Annotated in this window: 13 protein-coding genes; 3 read left to right on the top strand and 10 right to left on the bottom strand. The window is 67.1% G+C overall.

Translation table 11 applies throughout. The annotated features are described in order from the left end of the window. Positions 1-64: 64 nt before the first annotated feature. The 3 genes from IWC96_RS15265 to IWC96_RS15255 all read right to left on the bottom strand — a co-directional run bounded on the left by IWC96_RS15265 (position 65) and on the right by IWC96_RS15255 (position 1,932). Positions 65-592, bottom strand: a complete 528-nt coding sequence (locus IWC96_RS15265) for a hypothetical protein (RefSeq protein ID WP_196839242.1) — start codon at positions 590-592, stop codon at positions 65-67. Between the two features lie 141 nt (positions 593-733). Continuing rightward, positions 734-1,648, bottom strand: a complete 915-nt coding sequence (locus tag IWC96_RS15260; RefSeq protein WP_196839241.1) for a hypothetical protein — start codon at positions 1,646-1,648, stop codon at positions 734-736. Next, positions 1,645-1,932 (bottom strand): hypothetical protein, encoded by a 288-nt coding sequence (locus tag IWC96_RS15255; protein ID WP_196839240.1) that lies wholly within the window; start codon positions 1,930-1,932, stop codon positions 1,645-1,647. Before IWC96_RS15255 ends, IWC96_RS15260 begins: the two co-directional genes overlap by 4 nt. A gap of 131 nt (positions 1,933-2,063) precedes the next feature. Between IWC96_RS15255 and IWC96_RS15250 the strand changes: the two genes are divergently transcribed. Genes IWC96_RS15250 through IWC96_RS15240 form a run of 3 tightly spaced genes read left to right on the top strand, consistent with a single transcriptional unit; the run spans position 2,064 to position 5,927 of the window. Next, a complete protein-coding gene (locus tag IWC96_RS15250; protein WP_196839239.1) occupies positions 2,064-3,650 on the top strand; it encodes a toll/interleukin-1 receptor domain-containing protein in 1,587 nt (528 codons plus the stop codon). Continuing rightward, on the top strand, positions 3,647-4,300 hold the full coding sequence (locus IWC96_RS15245) for a nucleotide synthetase (RefSeq protein WP_196839238.1): 654 nt from the start codon (positions 3,647-3,649) through the stop codon (positions 4,298-4,300). Before IWC96_RS15250 ends, IWC96_RS15245 begins: the two co-directional genes overlap by 4 nt. A 10-nt stretch (positions 4,301-4,310) precedes the next feature. After that, on the top strand, positions 4,311-5,927 hold the full coding sequence (locus tag IWC96_RS15240; protein ID WP_196839237.1) for a tetratricopeptide repeat-containing protein: 1,617 nt from the start codon (positions 4,311-4,313) through the stop codon (positions 5,925-5,927). A gap of 8 nt (positions 5,928-5,935) precedes the next feature. On the opposite strand, the gene IWC96_RS15235 is transcribed toward IWC96_RS15240, so the two are convergent. The 7 genes from IWC96_RS15235 to IWC96_RS15205 all read right to left on the bottom strand — a co-directional run bounded on the left by IWC96_RS15235 (position 5,936) and on the right by IWC96_RS15205 (position 18,119). Next, on the bottom strand, positions 5,936-6,607 hold the full coding sequence (locus IWC96_RS15235; protein WP_196839236.1) for a Crp/Fnr family transcriptional regulator: 672 nt from the start codon (positions 6,605-6,607) through the stop codon (positions 5,936-5,938). Between the two features lie 33 nt (positions 6,608-6,640). Next, positions 6,641-9,586 carry a M10 family metallopeptidase C-terminal domain-containing protein gene (locus IWC96_RS16175; RefSeq protein WP_196839235.1) on the bottom strand — a complete coding sequence of 982 codons (2,946 nt, stop codon included), beginning with the start codon at positions 9,584-9,586 and terminating at the stop codon, positions 6,641-6,643. A 180-nt stretch (positions 9,587-9,766) separates the two neighbouring features. Beyond that, a complete protein-coding gene (locus tag IWC96_RS15225; RefSeq protein WP_196839234.1) occupies positions 9,767-12,496 on the bottom strand; it encodes a pitrilysin family protein in 2,730 nt (909 codons plus the stop codon). Between the two features lie 69 nt (positions 12,497-12,565). Continuing rightward, positions 12,566-16,009, bottom strand: coding sequence for a TonB-dependent receptor (locus IWC96_RS15220; protein WP_021698111.1), 3,444 nt, complete (start codon positions 16,007-16,009; stop codon positions 12,566-12,568). A gap of 101 nt (positions 16,010-16,110) precedes the next feature. Beyond that, positions 16,111-17,061, bottom strand: a complete 951-nt coding sequence (locus tag IWC96_RS15215) for a FecR family protein (protein ID WP_196839233.1) — start codon at positions 17,059-17,061, stop codon at positions 16,111-16,113. Further along, positions 17,058-17,534 (bottom strand): RNA polymerase sigma factor, encoded by a 477-nt coding sequence (locus IWC96_RS15210; protein ID WP_021698108.1) that lies wholly within the window; start codon positions 17,532-17,534, stop codon positions 17,058-17,060. Before IWC96_RS15210 ends, IWC96_RS15215 begins: the two co-directional genes overlap by 4 nt. Positions 17,535-17,606: 72 nt before the next feature. After that, on the bottom strand, positions 17,607-18,119 hold the full coding sequence (locus IWC96_RS15205; RefSeq protein ID WP_021698107.1) for a hypothetical protein: 513 nt from the start codon (positions 18,117-18,119) through the stop codon (positions 17,607-17,609). Positions 18,120-18,151 lie beyond the last annotated feature (32 nt).

The following is an 18,151-nucleotide window of genomic DNA, read 5'->3' as shown; positions in this document are numbered from 1 at the left end:
GGATCCGCCCTGGCCGTTCCTCGATCGCGCGACAGCCGCCTGACGGCGATGGGGGTCGCTGCGGCTACTCCCACCCACCTCGGTGGTGGGAGAGATCGACCGACACACTCAGCAGGTTAGCACCGAGCTTTGCAGCCAGGCATGACTTGATCGCAGCCGCCGCGGCAGCAGGCGCGCCGCTGCCGCCCGTGAGAATGGCCGCGATCGCCATGGCGATCGCGCCCTGCTTCAGGCACGCCTCGACTTCGGCGCCGATGTCCACCGGCTCGCCGGTGCTGACCCGCAGCGTCGCAGTGACGTACAGCCACCTGTATTCGAGCTTCCAGCCGACACAGATTTTGCCGCCCGACCAAGGCCTGATCCATTTGGCGCAGGTCTTCTTCACGTGGGGAAGGCTCGTGGGGTCCTTGGTCTTCAGAAGCACACGCTCGTAAATGACCCCATTGGGAGCGGCGGCGTCATCGATCTTGTGCATCACTGCGGCGTCCCACGACGTATCGTCGTCACCCGCCCCTCCCGACATCGACGGCGGGAGCGGGGGTGTCTGGTCCCCAAGATAGATCATTCCGTCCAGTTCAGATTCGTCAGCCATGACAGTCTCCTTCGCCGACCGCGGAAACCGGCGCCCTTGCGCCGCCCGACAGCGGTGAGTTGATCTTGCGTTCACCTAGGAACCCGCGCGCGTGACGGCCGTCACACTGCGAAGCCGCCCCGCGCACCGGTTGGAGGGCGCCTAGCGGTTCCCTGCCGGCGCATAGAGAGAGAACGGCACGCCGACGAAGGCGCCGACCGCGAAGTGATCATCGTCTGTTGTCGGATCATCATCCGCCGATCGCCAGCGGAACCTGAGGCCGCCACGCAGACGACCGTCGCCATCGGGCAGAAGGAAAAGCGTGGTCGCGACCTCACTGACTTCGGACTCGAAATCGTAGGCCGGCTGGACCTCCACCGCGAAAGGAAGCCCCAGTCCCAAGAGGTTCTCGCCTTGCACACGGCCGATGAAGTAGGCGGCTGTGGTGTCCTGAGCACGAGGCTCGCCGAACGAGGCGGTGAAACACTCCTGCGGCCCGGATGTGGGCATGGGCCCGCACAGGGTGCGCTCATCGGAACCTCGATACTCGCGGGTGTGTTCGACGCCAAAGCCGAGGTAGTATGGGAAACGGAAGGAGCGAGAAGGCCACTCGCCTCCAACCGAAAGGGAGAGTGCGTAGGGCGTCCTGCTCACTTCCTGTTTATCCAGAGTGCCGAAGTCTCGGAACTCCAGGCTCTGGTGGCCAATCCCACCTGAAACGATCAGTTGCCGCACGGGAGCGCGCGGCCCCTCGCCGCCCCAAGGGCCAGGCTCGCCATGGAGCAACCAACCGTATGAGGCTCGTACAGCCGTGCTTCCTGACAAGCCGCCGTCGGTTATGAAATCAGCAGAGCGATCGCCGCCCCCCAGGGGTGTGGAGAACCGCACCGTCCAGCGAGTGTTCGAGTCGGTGCTCTCGTCCCACCCCCCCAGAACGATCGCCACCTCAGCGCTGTCCTTCTCCGCTTGAATCTCGAAATTCGAAGATGGATCGGCTTGCCCGAGCGCACATGTTGGCAACGCGCCTGCCCCCGCCGCCAACGCAGCTGCGCCCAGCATCACGACAGCGGGTCTCACGACGTAGCTCCCTTGACCCGGAAAGTCTGACTGTCGGCGAGCTGGCTTCCGTGCTCGTGCTTGATGATGGCGTCCACGAGCACCTGTTCGGACCCCGATGCTGTCATGGTGACCTTGAGCGCGGCGCCGGTCGGTCCGATCAAGAGCCACGACACGGTGTGTTCCTTGCTTTCGTCCAGCTCCAGCGTTCCCATGTCGCGCTCGAAATTGGGGTCGGCCCCATTGATCCGCACCTTCGCGGTCTGCACGCCGCCTTTACGCTCGCGTTTGAACTTCACTTTCATGACGGCCTCCCTGGCTTGATTGCCAATGAGGCGATCGTCCCCCCTCCCGACCGGACGTGCGCGTGACGCCCGTCACGCTCTGATTGTGCAGCGGCTCACTCTCTGGCAGCGTGCCTCCGGGGAGAGGGGTGATGGATGAGGGGGACGGCGGACCCGCGCGGTATCGGGCCTTCATCAGCTACAGCCATCAGGACGCGGCGGCCGGCCGCCGCCTTCACCGACGGCTGGAGCGATACGTCCTGCCGAGGCGGCTGGTCGGGCGGACGACTCCGCGCGGCCCCGTTCCGCGCCGGCTCGCCCCCATCTTTCGCGATCGCGAGGATCTGCCCGCAGCCGACAGCCTGAGCGTGGAGGTGCGCGCGGCCCTGGCCGGCTCGGCCGCCCTGATCGTGGTCTGCTCGCCGGCCGCCAGACAATCGCCATGGGTGTCGCGCGAAATCGCGCTGTTCCGGTCCTTGCATCCGGACCGGCCGGTGCTGGCGGCCCTGATCGCCGGGACCCCGACGGACTCCTTTCCTGACACGCTAGCGGACGCGGCCCGTGAGCCTCTCGCGGCCGACCTTCAGCCCACGGGGGACGGTCCGCGCCTCGGGTTCCTGAAACTGGTGGCGGGCGTGGTCGGGGTCGGCCTCGACGAGCTGGTCCAGCGCGACGCCCAGCGCCGGCTGCGGGCCGTGACGGCCGTCACGGCGGCGGCGCTGGGCGGAATGCTAACCATGACCCTGCTGACCGCCATGGCCATCGAGGCCCGGCGGGAAGCGGAACGGCAGCGCGCCGAAGCCGAGGGAATGGTCGAATTCATGCTCACCGATCTGCGAGATACTCTGGAAGGGGTCGGCCGACTGGACGCCCTGGACGCCGTCAACACGCGCGCCCTGGAGTACTACGAAGCCCAGGACATCGGGCGGCTGCCGCCTGATTCACTGGAGCGACGCGCGCGGGTGCTGCTGGCCATCGGTACGGACCTCCAGACGCGCGGCGACCTGGATCAAGCCATGCAGCATTTCGAGGAGGCTCGGCGCACCACGGCCGCCCTGCTCGCCGCCGACAGCGACAACCCCGCCCGCATGTGGGCCCATGCCCAGAGCGAGCAGGCGGTGGGCGTCGTCGCGTTCGAACGCGAGAGACAGGCCGAGGCGCAGACCGCATTCGAAGCCTACCGCGATCTGGCCGATACTCTGGTGGCCCGCGAGCCCAGGAACGCCCGGTACCTTCGGGAGGCCGGTTTCGCCCGGGGCAATCTGTGCAGCCTGGCCCTGGCCGAACCGCGTCGACCGGAAGACGCGCTGGGGGACTGCCGGATTGCGCTGGCCCGGATGGAGGCGGCCGCCGCAGCGGCGGCTGATCCCGACATCTATGCGCTCGATCTCGCCAACCGGCACGCCTGGCTGGCCGACGCCTGGCGCGAGAACGGCGACGACGCGAAGGCGCGCGAGCATCGCCTCGCCGAGGAAATCATCATCCGCCGCCTGCTCGTCAAAGACCCGGCGAACATGGAGGTGCGCCTGCGCGAGGTCGCCCTGTACCGGGCGCTGGCGTCACTGGAGTTCACGGCCGGTCGGCCGGATCTGGCGCGCCAGTGGCTGCAGGAGGCGCTGGAGGGCGCGGAGGCCATGGCCGCCCATGAACCCGCCAACGAACAATGGGCGGCGCTGCGCCGCATGACGGCCGACAATCTCGTCGTGCTGGAACGGTTGGAGAGGGAGAGACTGCAATGACCAGTACGACAGGAACCGAAGAACACCCGATCGGCGGCGTGCCGCTGCCAAGCACTTCAGGGACTTGGAAACTGGGGGAAGTCGTCTACACCCAGTACACCTATGACGAGATGATGCCGCCGGGTCACAGGGTGATCGCCAAAATCCGCAGCTATGCTGTGCCCGAAAGCGACATCGCGGCTTTTGTGGACGCCCGGCTCCGGCGTTTGCCCCTGCCGGATACGGGGAAGGTCCGTCAGTGGCCCGGCGAGGACCCCGTGCTCGACCGATCGATCAACATCTATGTCGGCGGACCCTGCTGGGTGGTGATTGAGCTCGATCCGAACGTCGACTGGCATTTCGAGCCCAACCAGCCCGGCATCACGACCAAACATGACCACGGGGACAACAACTGCGATCTCATGCACGTCATGGATCACGCGACACGGGCTGGCAGCCTCGGTCCCGACGACAGGGACTGCAGGCTCATCTATTTCGTCGTGAACAAGCGGCCCAGGAGGCACGATCACCAGAGGTTCCTCTGCAACGTCATCCACACCAACAAACGTCTCGAAGACCCGGATCAGATCGACCCGGACATCCCCAACGACGGCGGCCGGTTCCCGTTTCCGTATCTCGGCGCGGGTGAGCCCGAGGAGCTCGGCGAATGAGACCAGCGTCTTGACCTCTCCCCCCTCCCCCGCCCTCCCCACCATCATCGCCCTCGCCCGGTCCGGAGCCCTGGACCGGGCGAGACGCCTGTTCGATGAGGCCGGCCTCGGCTCTGTGACCGACGAGCCGGCGACACTCAGCGTGCGCGGTCGTCTGCTCAAGGACGAGGCGCGCCGGGCGCCGGCCGCCGAGCGGCCACGCCTGTGGCGCGAGGCCGGTGACGCCTATGCCCTGGCCGCGGATCTGAGCGGGGCGACCTATCACCTGATCAACGCCGCGACCCTCGCCCTTCTGGCCGGCGACCGTCCCATGGCCGAGGCGCGCGCACAGCAGGTTCTCGACAAGCTGGAGGCCGGGGATACCGGACCTGAAACGCCCTACTATCTGGGCGCGACCCGTGCGGAGGCGCTGCTCTTGCTGGGCCGGGCGGCTGAGGCGCAGGCCGCTCTGGAGGCCGCGTGCCGATTGGCGCCCGAGGCCTGGGAGGACCACGCCTCGACCCTTCGCCAGTTCTCCCTGATCCTGGAGACGCGGGGCGAGGACGCCGGTTGGCTCGAACCGCTGCAACCACCCCGCAGCCTGCATTTCGCGGGACACATGGGCGTTGTGGACACCGCGGACCTGCGCGAACGCATCGACGCCCTTCTGGCCGTAGAGCGCATCGGCTTCGCCTGGGGCGCGCTCGCCGGCGGGGCCGACCTCATCGTGGCCGAGGCCGTGCTGGCCCGGGGGGGCGAACTCCATCTGGTGCTGCCCGCGTCTGCGGCGGTGTTCCGGGCCGATTCCGCCGCGCCCCTGGGCGGTGACTGGGCGACGCGGTTCGACGCGGTTCTGGAACAGGCGACGTCGGTCTGGGTGGTGGAGCCCGGGCGCCAGGCGACGACCATGCTCCACATCCGCCTCGCCGCCGAGATCGCCATGGGTCGGGCGGTGATGAAGGCGGCTTCCCTGGCCAGTGAAGCGGTCCAGTTGCTGCTGACGGATCCGCAAGGCGCGGCCAGCGCCACGGACCTGATCGGCGCGCACTGGCGTCGGGGCGGACGCCGACAGGTCCGGCTGGATCAGCCTCGGCCGTCCGGCGCAGGGCGGCGGGGCCGATCGCTCCCCGAGAAGCCGGGCGCGGGAGTCCTTGCGGCCATGCTGGCGGTCACGCTCGATGGCGAGGACGGCGGCGGCGATGATCCCGCCTCGCTGGGGCGTATCGCAGCGGTGCTGGCCGGCGCCGCCCGACCGCTGACGACGCCGGTGTTCGCCGGGGGCGCCCTTCATATCGCCTTCGCGGATCCGGCCGAGGCGGCGCGCGCCGCAGGCTTGATCAACGGCGGCCTCGGGCCTGACGGCCCCCGCATCGCCGGCCATTATGGCGTCGTGCAATTGGCGGACAGTCCGTTCGGCGGCCCCTCCGTGCTTGTGGGCCCGACGACCGGTGTCGCGTCCGACCTGCTGGCGTCGACCCCCGCGGGCGCGATCCACGTGACCGGGAGCTTCGCGGCCGCGCTGCATGGCTGGACCCACCTCGCCGGCGGCGAGTGCCCTCACATCGGCGAACTGTCGAGGGCCGGAGAGGTGATCTCCCTGTACGCCCTGACGAGGGCCGGCCCCTGGACCGAAATCGGTTCGGACTGAGCGAGGGACTAGACCACCATCTCTTCGAGCCGCTGGGCGGCGACGATGACCAGGGCATCGTCCTCGCGCCGCAAGATCCCGCGCCGCTCCAGGGCGTTGACGGCGCGCGAGACCGTTTCCCGGGTGCTCTGGACCCGGACCGCCAGCGCGGCGTGCACCGGGGCGGGCCGGATCGTCACGCCGTCGCCCAGCCGCGCCAGGCGCAGAAGTTCGGCATACACCCGCCCGGGGGCCGACAGGGTCGTGCGGTCGACCATTCTCATGCTGGTCGCGCGCAGTTGCTGGAGCAGCGAACGGACCAGCAGCAGGCCGAGCGATCCATGGCGATCCACCAGCAGCACGAAGTCGGCGGCCGGCACACAGGCGGCGCTGGTCGGTTCGGCGGCCATCACCTCCGCCTCGATCGGCCAGGCGTCGACCGCCGCGATGGCGCCGAACAGATCACCGGCCAGGTATTCGTGGACCAGGACCATCTGGCCGTCGAGGGCGTACACCAGCGCCTGGGCCCGTCCCGCCATGACGAGCCAGGCGTGGCTCGTCCGGTCGCCGTAACGCAGGATCAAGGCCTGCGCCGGATAGCGCCGCTCGGTCGCATGGGCGGCGATGTCCCGCGCCACATCCGGCGCGCATCCCAGGGCGGCGCGGATGGACTCCTGAAGTTCGGTCGCCTCATCGGTCATGGGCGCTCCCCGGGACATTTGCGGTTCCGCCGCCTACAGCCAGAAGTTCGAAAAGTCCTCGTGATTTCCGTACAGGACGATGCGCATGTCGGCGAGACCGTCCCCGTTGACGTCGGCGGCCAGCACGGTGAAGCCTGCGCCGGCGTTGTAGGTCAGGGTGATCTGGCCGGCCTGGCCGGTGAAGGAATCCACCAGTGCGAACGCCTGGTCGCCTTCGGTGTTGATGTCGGCGTCGATGCCGGACAGATCGATGATGTCCTCGTCGGAGAGATCCATGATCCGGTCATAGTCGGCATAGGAACTGTCGGAGACGTTCGTATAGACGAACCGGTCCGAACCGGCCCCGCCGGTCAGATAGTCCCGGCGCGCGCCACCGTTCAGCACATCATTTCCCGCCCCGCCGTCGATGGTGTCGACGCCGCCGCCGCCGATGATGATGTTGGCGCCGCTGTTGCCGGTGAGGACATTGTGGCCGGTGTTGCCGATCAGGTTGATATTGCGGTCGCCCAGAAGGGTGCCATCCTCCAGCGATTGGCCGTTCATGTTGAATGTGACGGTCGAATAGACGTGGTCATGACCTTCGCCGCCGCGCTCGATGACCTGATCCCGGACGTGATCCACATAGTAGATGTCGTCTCCTGCGCCGCCGGCCATGGTGTCGATGCCGGCGCCGCCGTCGATGATGTTGTTGCCGCTGTTGCCGATGAGGACGTTGTGACCCGCGTTGCCGATCAGATTGGCGTTGCGGGAGCCGAGGAGTGTGGCGGCCTCGATGGATTGTCCGTTCAGGTCGAAGCTGACGGTGGAATAGACAAGGTCGTAACCCTCGCCGCCGCGCTCGATGACCACGTCCCGGACATGGTCCACATAGTAGATGTCGTCGCCCGCGCCGCCGGCCATGGTGTCGATGCCGCCGCCGCCGTCGATGATGTTGTTGCCGCTGTTGCCGGTGAGGACGTTGTGACCCGCGTTGCCGATCAGATTGATGTTGCGGTCGCCCAGAAGCGTGGCGTCCTCGATGGACTGTCCGTTCAGGTTGAAGCTGACGGTTGAGTAGACCAGGTCGCGCCCCTCGCCGCCGCGCTCGATGACCACGTCATGGATGCTGTCGACATAGTAGGTGTCATCGCCGGCCCCGCCCATCATGATGTCGTCGCCCAGGCCGCCGATCAGGATGTCGTTTCCGGTTCCGCCATCCAGAACGTCGTTTCCAATATCGCCGATGAGGGTGTCATTTCCGCCGCCGCCCTCAAGGCGCGAGCCGCGCAACTCGTCAGAAACAATGGGGGCGTCGGAAAGGGAAATTTGAAGCGTGTACTTTGTCCCGACGATCAATCCCAACGGGTAGTTGGTGTTTACAACGACGTAATACACCCCCGGTTGAGCAAAGGTGTGCTCTATGAAAGGATCCAGCGGCGCCAGGCTCCCCGGATCGAGCGGCCAGTCGTCGTTGTACCTGACGAGATTACCCTCCGCGTCATAGATCGTGAGGTTCAGGTTAACTCCTCCGAACACACGATCGATGTCGAACACACCCACCGCGCCGGCTTCGGTGACAACAAATCTGAAGTACTCCGGATTTCCGCTCGTTTCCGCCGAGATCGACACATGTGGAGTCGTGGTCGAGTTCTCGATATCCGGGTTCTCCACAATCCCGAACAGGTTGGAGACATCGACTGCGGCGCTGAAGGAGTTGTTCCGCAGGGCTTCCGGCTTGAACAGCACGGCGGCATTTTCGGCAAAATAGCCCTTGCCTCGCAGGACGTCGTCGAACTCGCTGCCCCGCAGACCTTCGATCGAGACCAGGGTGTCACGACCGCCGCCGCCCGTGTCCTGGGCGACCGAAAGCCTCAGGTCGACGGTCACCCCCGAGAGGCTGTTCTCGTAACTTGCAATATCCAGGTGAGAGCCGCCGTGGAGAAGGTCGTCATCCGAGCCGCTGACCAGGGTGTCGTTTCCGTTGCCCCCGTACAGGAAGTTGACGCCGCCGCCGCCGTCGAGGCGGTCATTTCCATCACCGCCGTAAAACGTTTCCGAGCCCGCGCCGCCAAGAAGGATGTCCTCACCCGCCCCGCCGTGGACCGGTCCCGAGACTTCACCCAGGCGGCCATCGTAGAGGTCTTCCCCGCCTCCCAGGTACACGAGGCCGTTGATGACCCCTTCGTTGATCAGGGTGTCGGTCGACGCACCCTCAAGAACGACGGCTCCATTCATCTGGCCCCGATTGAGAATTTCCAGGACCGCCCGATCGCTTATGGCCCCGCTTCTGACGGCATAGTCACCCGTGATCTCGCCGTCGTTGACGATGGACGTGAGACCGGTGATGGGGGCTATACTAATGGCGGTTGCGTCCGCAGCGCGGCCCAGTTTCTCTGCCCTGATCAACCCCGAATTATATACGGTGCTGTTTCCGTAGTTGAGCGCCACAGCAACACTGGTGTGGGAACCCGAGACAAGGATGTCTCCCGTATTGTGAATGGTCGATTCCATCGCCGTGTCGATCCCGATGGTCAGGTCGCCCTGAACGTCGATCAAGCCATGATTCACAATGTCGCCGTTGAGGCTTCTGAAGCCCCTTGCGTCGCCCGCGGCCCTGACAATGAACTCGCCCAGATTCTCGAAGCGGAACGAATGGTAGGTCGTGCCGCTAATTCCGACAGCTCCCCCGTCCCGGGCTTCGATGCGCATCGAACCGGCATTATGGACCACCGTGCCTTCAGACGACGCGGGCATCGGCCTGAATACGATCAGGAAGGATGTCGTTTGATTGCTGGTGACGAAATCCAGGGTCCCGAAGTTCGTGAGCGACGGGAAGGGGCCTGACGCCGTCGGGGGCGGAAAGGGGCCAGGCCCCGTATTCACCTGGAGCGGGGGTTCCAGCCAGATGGCGATATGGGGATCGTCATCCGTGTCGCTCGTATAGCGCAGGACTTCGTCTGCCTCGATCACCATCGAGGTGTTGGTCTCATGCCAATACATCGCTTAACCCATCCCCCTCAGCAAGGTGCCGACCCGCCCCAGAAGAGCCCTCAACGGCCCTCCACCTCACCGATGAAAGCCACGCTATTCACGTCAGACGGGTAGGGGAAGGCGAAAATCGAGCCCCGGACCATGGACTGCTTATTCTCACGCAGGCCGTTGCTCCCGGGGCGCAGACGATCAGCGCAGTCGATTGCCTTCGGCGTCCCAGACCTCCACCTCGCCCAGACCCAGGGCGCGCACGCCGGCCTCGATCCGGGTCAGGTCGCCCACGATCACCCAGGTCATGGCGTCCGGGTGCAGCATGGAGGCGGCCGCACCCACTATCTCGGGCGTCAGGGCGGCGTAGCGGTCGGGCAGCGTCGTGATCCATTCGTAGGGATGCTCGAACCGCGTGACGTAGCTGAGGTAGCCGACCATCGCATTGTTGGTCTCGAAACGGTCCGACAGGGTCAGCACCTGGCCGCGACGGTACAGATCGAGCTCTTCACCACTCGGGGGCCGCACCCCGCCGATCTCGTTAAGCTCGCGGGCGATCTCGGACAGGGCGTCGGCGGTGCGGTCAGTCTGCACGCTGGTGGAGACCGAGAACACCTGCGGGCCCAAGGCGTCGCTGACATTGCTGCCGGCGCCGTAGGTCCAGCCCTTCTCCTCGCGCAGGTTCATGTTGAGCCGGGACGTGAAGCCGCCGCCCAGAATGCCGTTCAGAACATCCAGATCGAAATTGCGCGGATCCAGCCCGTTCGGCGTCACGTGACCGACCCGGATCACCGACTGGACCGAACCGGGCCGGTCCACCAGCACGACACGCGGCGCCGTCTGATCGGCGACCCCGGCGATGGTGGTCTCGCCCCGCGGCGCGGCAGGCGCCGTCCAGTCGCCGAAGCTGGCCTCCAGCGTGGCCATCAGCACGTCGAATTCGGCGTCGCCCGCAGCGAAGATCACCGCATTGTCTGGCCGGATGAAGCGCTGGTGGAAGGCGGTCAGGTCCTCGCGGCGGTAGGACCGGATCACATCCGCCCGGCCCGCCAGCGGCGCGCCATAGGCGTGGTCGGCGCCGAACATCAGATAGGTGAACACCCGGCCCGCGATGCTGGTCGGGTCGGACAGCGCCTGCTGCACGCCGGACACCGCCATGCCGCGCTCACGCTCCAGATCGGCGTCGCGGAAGGCGGGATCGCGGATGTAGTCCGACCACAGGTCGACGGTGTCGTCCAGCGCGCGGGTCAGGGCCGACACCGAGAAGCTCGTGGTGTCTGAGTCAGCCCAGGCGTACATGCGCGCGCCCAGCATCTCCTGGGCCTGGGTGAATTCCTGACCGGTCAGGGTGGTCGTGCCGTCATCCATCAGGCCGACGGTGAAGCCCTGCAGACCGGGCTTCAGGCCCTGGTCGGCGGCGCCGCCCGCGTCGAAGGCCATGACCATGTCCACCGTCGGCGTGCCGTCGCGCCGGGCGTGGAGGACGCGGATTCCGTTGGACAGGCGCCCCTCCCGCACGGGCGGCAGCACCAGTTCGGATTCCGGGCCCATGGGCGGAAGCCCGCTGCGGTCCGCGCCGTCCGGCCCCGCCGCGTACCGGGTCTGCGGCACGACGGTAAGCCGGTAGTTGGGACGGCCCAGCCACTGATTCACGGCGACCAGCACATCCTCGGCCTGAACCGCGTCGAACGCCGCCTGATCAAGCTCGAACTGGCCGGGATTGCCCTCCCCGATCGTGCCGCCCGCCAGCATCATGGCGCGCAGATAGAGGGATTCCAGCATGCGGACCGTGTCGCCATAGGTGGTGATCTTGATCCGCTCCAGCTCCTCGGCCGTGGGGCCCTCCGCGAGGAACTCGTCCAGCACCGCCTGCAGCGCCGCTTCGGCCTCGGCCTGATCGACGCCGGGCTGCAGCCGGATCTCGATGTTGAACAGACCCGAGATGGCCGCGCCCTCGTAGTTGGCCGAGACGCTGTTGGCCAGCTGCCGGTCGATCACCAGCGCCTGGTTCAGGCGGGACAGACGCCCACGGCCCAGAACCGACGAGGCCATGCGCAGGGCTTGCCGGTCCTCGGCGTCGTTGCCGGGCACGGGCCAGCTCCACGAGATCGCCGTCTGCGGCACATTGTCGGCCACCACCTCGGTCCTGACCCGCTCCAGCAGGGGCGTCCATTCGGTCATGCGCCCGATGGGCGGCCCTGGCGGCACGCTGCCGAAATAGCGGGTCATCAGCTCGCGCGCCTGCTCGACCGTCACGTCGCCGGCGAGCGCCACCACGGCGTTGGACGCGCCATAGTACTGGTGGAACCACCCATGCACGTCCTCCAGAGAGGCCGCGTCCAGATCCTCCATCGAGCCGATGATGGGGTGGTGATAGGGGTGGTCGGACGGAAAGATCGCCTCGGCCCGCAACTCCGGCATCATCGAATAGGGCTGGTTGTCGCGGGTGCGCTTCTCGTTCTGCACGACGCCGCGCTGCTCATCGAGCTTCTCCTGGGTCACGGCGCCGAGCAGATAGCCCATGCGGTCGGACTCCAGCCACAGCACCCGCTCCAGCCCGCCGGTGGGCACCACCGCATAGTAGTAGGTCTGGTCCAGCGTCGTGGCGCCGTTGACCGCCGAGGCGCCGATTTCCTGCAGCGGCGGCATGTATTCGTCGTCGTGATTTTCCGACCCGTTGAACATCAGATGCTCGAACAGGTGGGCGAAGCCGGTCTGGCCGGCCGGCTCGTTCATGGAGCCCACGTGATACCAGACGGTCACCGCCACCTTGGGCGCCGAGTGATCCTCGTGCACCACGACCCGCAGGCCGTTGGGCAGGGTGAACTGCTCGTAGGGCAGCAGCGCCTGTTCGTCGGACGGGTTTGCGGCGGCGGGCGAACTGAGCATCGCCGCGGCCGATGCGAACAGCACCAGCATCATCGTCTTCATGGGGTTTCCTGACGTGGAGAAGAGAGCGGCCGGCGCGTCACGGGACGCACCGGCCTTTGGGCGTGACGATCAGAACGTGGCCGACAGACCGATGCGCAGGCTGCGGCCGCCCAGATAGGTGGCGCGGGTGAAGAAGGTCGGCGCGCCCTGTTCGCCGCCGAAGGTCTGTTCGAGGTTCGGATCCGATGTGCCGTTGAGCAGATCGTTGGCCTCCACATAGACGCGGAAGCTGCCGTAGCTGGGGCGCAGATAGTATTCCGCGCGGAAGTCCAGCGTCTCCGTGCCTTCGGTGTAGACGCTCAGCCCGCGCGGCTGGAACAGCGACAGCCCCCGCGACTGGTAGCCGTAGGCCAGCGTCGCATCGATGTCGTACTTGTTGTAGGTCAGCGCCGCCGTGCCCGAGTGGGCGGGCTGCTGCACGAACGGCAGGTCTGTGAAGGTGAAGACGTTGTCGGGGGGCGTTCCATAGCTCCAGTTGTAGCGGTCGGCGCGCGAACTGTCGGTCCAGGTGTGGTTCAGGAACACGCCGAAGCCGCCCCAGATGCCGGGCAGGAAGTCGAACCGCCGCTCGGCCTGGAACTCGATGCCCCACAGCTCGGCCACCTCGTCACTGTTCACCGGGCTGCCGCCGGTGATGAAGACCGAGGACGGATTGTTCGGATCGAAATAGGGCGCCCCGTTGAAATAGGGGTGATCCGGCAGGGTCACCGCCGCCAGGGTCGCCGGCCCGTTGGTGATGTTGGTCTGCAGCAGATTGTCGATGCGCTTGTAGAAGGCGCTGATCTTGAAGATGCCGATGCCGGAATAGTACTCGGCGCTCAGGTCGAAATTGTCCGTGGTCGCCGGCTGCAGGTTGGGATTGCCGCTGTTGATCTGCAGGATCGGCTTGACGCCTTCAGGCCCCGGAATGGGGAAGTTGATGAAGGCGATGCGCGTCTCGCTGGACAGCTGGCTGATCGCGGGCCGGGCGACCGACAGGAAGTAGCCGCCCCGGAAGATCAGATCGTCGCTGGCGCGGTAGTTGAACAGAACCCGCGGCAGGAAATCCTCCGACACGGCCTCCTCGGTGACCAGCCGCGTGAACTCGTTCTGGAAGATGAAGTCCACCCCCATGCCCCCGCCGTTCTCGGGCAGGATCGGGCCGGTGTAGACCGGGAAGTTGAGATTGGTCGCCTCAAGCCGGGTGTGGTTGAAGCGCACCCCGCCGATGATCTCGAGCTTGCCGATGTCGATCCGCCCCTGGAGGTAGGCGGCGAAATTGGTCTCCTCGGTGTTCTCGTTGCCCTGGTCGGGGTGGGGCGCGATCGGCGTGAGCGTGAGGCCCGACGGACCCCCGGCCAGGGCGCCCAGACCATCGACGAAACCGCGCAGGGCGCCTTCGCTGAGGGTGGAGAATCCGGGCTCGGACAGTCCGATGCGCGTCAGGTCCGACGGGATGAATTCGAGGCCCAGCGCCGAGACCGGGACGTTGCCGCCGATCTGGCTGCGGGTCAGATTGCTCTGGAACTCGGCGCGCTCATAAAAGCCGCCCAACTCCACATAGTTCAGCCAGCCGCCGCCCGAGGTCCAGCGCGCGCTGCCGCTGGCTGTGTACCGGTCATTGCTGCCCTCGGAATTGTCGAGCTGGCCGCTGGCGTTCTCGATGACGAAGGCGGACGGGTCATTGACCAGGGCCCAGCCCTGGCTGCTCAGCAGGGGCAGGGGAATGCCGCTGCCGCTGCGCGGCCCGAAGCCGGTGTGGATCACCCCGGTCTCCGGATCGACCGCTTCCGGCAGGAACAGATCCGCGCTGGCGTCGGTGTCGGGCATGCGCAGCTGCAGGCCGAAGCTGGCCGGGTGACGTTCCGTGCCGTGGGCATAGCCGGCCAGATAGTTGAACTCGAACGCGCCGAGGGTGGTCCGGCCGTTCAGGCTGAAGGTGTCGGTGATCTTCCGGACGTCGCGGTCATAGCTGTAGTTCTGCGAGCGTGAGATGCCCTCGTTGCCCGGGCTCAGGTCCAGCACCAGCTGGGCGTTCGTCTCGCCCGGCAGGACGACGTATTCGGCGCCGGTCGAGAAAGTGTCCGACAGCGAGAAGAAGTCGGTCCGCGTCTCCGCGTGCTGATAGTCGAACTTCAGATTGGTGTGGCTGGCGATCCGCCATTCGGCCGAGAGCGTCCCGGCCAGGGTTTCTGTCTCGTCGTGAAAGAAGCTGGTGACCAGCCCGCCCGGATACGCCTGATCCTCGCCTGACACGAACGGAAAGGTCTGAAGCGGATCGACGGCTTCGAGATTGGTGATCGGATTTCCGACGACGTCGAGCGGCAGGTAGCGGCCGAAGTTCAGCCGTCCGCCGTTGCTGCCCGCGTCATAGGCGATCGAGCGGGTGCTCTGGCTGCGGTACTGGACCGAAGCGCTGAGGCCGAAATTGTCGCCGAACGTGCCGGCCACCGTGCCGGAGACGAGAAAGTCGTCGCCGAAATCGTCGGGCGTGCGGTCGCCCTCCACCAGAAAGTTCGCATAGCGACGCGGACGATCCAGCGGCGACATGGTCTCGATCTCGATCAATCCGCCGGTGCCGGCGCTGTCATGGCTGGGCAGCAGGGACTTGTTGATGGTGATCCGGCTCACCGAGTCGGCCAGCAGGTTCGACAGGTCGGCCGACCGGCCCACGCCGTTGCCGACCGGCAGATTCAGGCCGTTCAGCTGGATCGCATTCATGTCGGGCTCCAGCCCGCGCACGATCACATTGGTGCCGTCCCCGGTCACCGAGTTGCGCTGAAACGAAATCCCCGGCGCGCGGCGCAGCGCCTCGGAAAAGGTGGTCCCGGTGAAATTGCCCAGCTCGTCCGCCGAGATCACATCGGCGCTGTTCTCGGCCGTGCGCTGAAGATTGAGAGCGTTGGCGCGGGCGCTGCGCGAGCCGAAAATGACCACGTCCTCGACCGTGGTGGCGTAGGCCTGGCCCAGGGTGAAGGCCTGCTGGTGCGACCCTCCGGCCGGGACGGTCACCGTCTCGACGAGAGGCTCATAGCCCAGAAAGGAGATTTCGACCGTGTAGTCGCCGGCCGGAAGCGAGGGAAAACGAAAGCTGCCGTATTGATCGACGCTGGTGGTCTGGCCCGTCTCGGCGATGCGCACCAGGGCGCCGTCCGGACTACGGGCGCCTTCGGCGATGGAGACCTGGCCGACCAGCGCGCCCTGACCCTGCCGGGCGGCCTGTCCGGCTACAGGCGCGCTGACGACGAACGATCCGCCGTCGGTGACGCCCAGCCTCAGGCCTGATCCACGCAGCATCGCGCGATAGGCGCCTTCGGCGGAATAGCTGCCTCGCAGGGCGGGTGCGGTCTTGCCGCTGACCTGGTCGCCGGAGAACACGACATTGGTGTTGGTCTGGGCGGCCACGGCGCGCAGCGACGCCTCGAGCGGCTGCGCGGGCAGATCAAAAGCGTAGAGCGCCTGCGCCTGCGCCTGGGCTGACAGTACGAGCGTGCTGGCGCTGACGGCCAGGGCGGCGAGATTACGTGAAAACATATGTCCCCCTTGGGGAGCGCGATGCATGGCTCCCACTAGGTAGACGACGTTTCGCCGCAAACCCGACACGGTTGCGACACAAAAAAATCACCGCCCCTTCATCAGCGCTCAAGGTGCAGGGTGTCGCCCTCCCGTTCGACGTTGAGGCCGTGCAGATCCGCGACGGCCTGGGCGAAGTCGGGTGCATTGGTCGTGAACACGCCCGATATGGGCAAGGCCGCCACGCGCGGATCCTCGATCACCACCTGCGGCCCGCCGTAGCGGTTTAGCTCGGTGACCGCCTCGCCCAGAGGCGTGTCGCGGAATATGGTCTGGCCTCGCCGCCACGCGGTCGCCGCCTCCACCGAAGCGGGCTCGATCCGGGTGGGCCCGGCTTCCGGTTCGGTCAGCCGTTCGCCCGGCTGCAGCAGCATCGGGGCCTCCGGCGCATCGCTCGTTCCCGCGCCCTCACGGGTGACCGCCACCTCGCCCTTGATCAGGGTGACCACCACCTCGGTCCGTGTCCGCCGCACGGTGAAGACCGTGCCCAGCGCCTCGACCCGGGTGTCCCCGGCGATCACGACGAAGGGACGGTCGGCATCGTGGGCGACCTCGAACATGGCCTCCCCCCGGTCCAGGGTGATGTGGCGGCGGTCCGCGTTGAACTTCACATCGACCCGGGTGTCCGTGTTGAGCGCGATGCGGCTTCCGTCATCCAGGGTGGCCACCTGCTGCTCGCCGGGCCGGGTCACATAGTCGCCGACGGTGGCCAGAGACCACCACAGCACGCCGAAGCCGAGCACCAGCGATGCGGCCATGGCCAGCGCCGGACGCAGCCACGGCCGTCTCTCGGGCGCGGGGCGCAGGCGCGCTTCGTCCGCACTGCTGCGGGCGGCCCGAGGCAGGATGGCCCAGATCTCACTGGCCCGCTCGAACGCCGCCGCATGGGCGGGATCCTCGGCCAGCCAGGCGTCCAGGGCGTCCCGCGCGGCGGCGTCATGGTCGCCGTGCAGCCGCGCCAGCCACGCGGCGGCCTCGGCATCGATGTTGGGGGAAGACAAGCTGCGGCTCACGACGAAGTCCTCCCCTTCATCAGTTGCAACGTCGCGCGGGCCACCGTCTTCTCCACGGCGGCCACCGTCATCGCCTCCGATGCGGCGATCTCGGCGTAGCTCATGTTCTCGAGCCGGCGCTTCAGCAGGATCCGGCGCGTGCGTTCCGGCAGTTGCGCCAGATCCGCCGCCACCTGCTGCAGCCGCGCCCGCGCTTCCAGGATCCGGGCGGGATCCGGCGCTGTGTCGGCGATTTCATGCAGTTCGGCGCCGTCGGCCATGGGCATGCGGCCGCGATGGCGCTGACGGTCGATCGACAGGTTCACCGCCGCCCGGACCAGCAGCGCCTCCTGGCTACGGACCGCATGGTCACGCTGATACTGCTCCACTTTCAGAAACGCCTCGTGCACCAGGTCATCCGCATCGTGATCGGCGATACCCTGCCGTATGACGGCCCGCCGTGCCTTGCCGAGAATGTCCGCGAGCGTCGCCATGGGTACCTGCCTCACTCACTCAGACGTTCGAGGGCGGGAAATCCGACATGCAAAGCGCAACTTCAACGAGATTCAACGATCGTCTTCCAGCGACCGGGGCTCGGCGTGCGCCACCCGCACCATGCCCGGCGTCGGCACGCGATCCGCCGGACCGGCCGCCGCCCCGCACCGACGATCGACCCGCGCCTCGCAAAGCCCGCTGGCGGTCCAGTAGTACTGGGTGCGTGGAAAGCCGTCATCCCCGGAGATGACCCGGGCCAGGGTCGCCGGCCCGCCGTCCGCGCCCGTACAGGCGCTGCGCCCCGCCGCCGCCGCCCGGCCATCGACCGCGCACCAGGCATGGGCGCCCCGCGCCTCGACCGCCGTCTCCAGGAACACCGCCGTCAGCATGGCCGCCGGAACCACCAGCACCAGCCCGGCCAGCACCGCCTTCCACCGCCCTCTCGAGGCGCCCCAGGCGAACAGCGCCAACCCGGTCACGATCACCGCCGCGAGCACGCCGAACGCCCACAGCACGTCAGCCGACGGCGCACGCGTCCACACCGCCCACTCGGCGTCGTTCAGTTTCAGCCATCCCTGAAGCACGTCGCCCCCTCCCGACCGGAGGCGATAGCACG

This window comes from Brevundimonas sp. BAL450 (assembly GCF_015767455.1).
Classification (GTDB): Bacteria; Pseudomonadota; Alphaproteobacteria; order Caulobacterales; family Caulobacteraceae; genus Brevundimonas; species Brevundimonas abyssalis.
This window is presented reverse-complemented; position numbering and strand designations above follow the sequence as displayed.

Coding starts and splice junctions, on each gene's coding strand:
- IWC96_RS15265 (WP_196839242.1), bottom strand. CDS start 592: ATGGCTGACGAATCTGAACTGGACGGAATGATCTATCTTGGGGACCAG.
- IWC96_RS15255 (WP_196839240.1), bottom strand. CDS start 1,932: ATGAAAGTGAAGTTCAAACGCGAGCGTAAAGGCGGCGTGCAGACCGCG.
- IWC96_RS15250 (WP_196839239.1), top strand. CDS start 2,064: ATGGATGAGGGGGACGGCGGACCCGCGCGGTATCGGGCCTTCATCAGC.
- IWC96_RS15245 (WP_196839238.1), top strand. CDS start 3,647: ATGACCAGTACGACAGGAACCGAAGAACACCCGATCGGCGGCGTGCCG.
- IWC96_RS15235 (WP_196839236.1), bottom strand. CDS start 6,607: ATGACCGATGAGGCGACCGAACTTCAGGAGTCCATCCGCGCCGCCCTG.
- IWC96_RS16175 (WP_196839235.1), bottom strand. CDS start 9,586: ATGTATTGGCATGAGACCAACACCTCGATGGTGATCGAGGCAGACGAA.
- IWC96_RS15225 (WP_196839234.1), bottom strand. CDS start 12,496: ATGAAGACGATGATGCTGGTGCTGTTCGCATCGGCCGCGGCGATGCTC.
- IWC96_RS15220 (WP_021698111.1), bottom strand. CDS start 16,009: ATGTTTTCACGTAATCTCGCCGCCCTGGCCGTCAGCGCCAGCACGCTC.
- IWC96_RS15210 (WP_021698108.1), bottom strand. CDS start 17,534: ATGGCGACGCTCGCGGACATTCTCGGCAAGGCACGGCGGGCCGTCATA.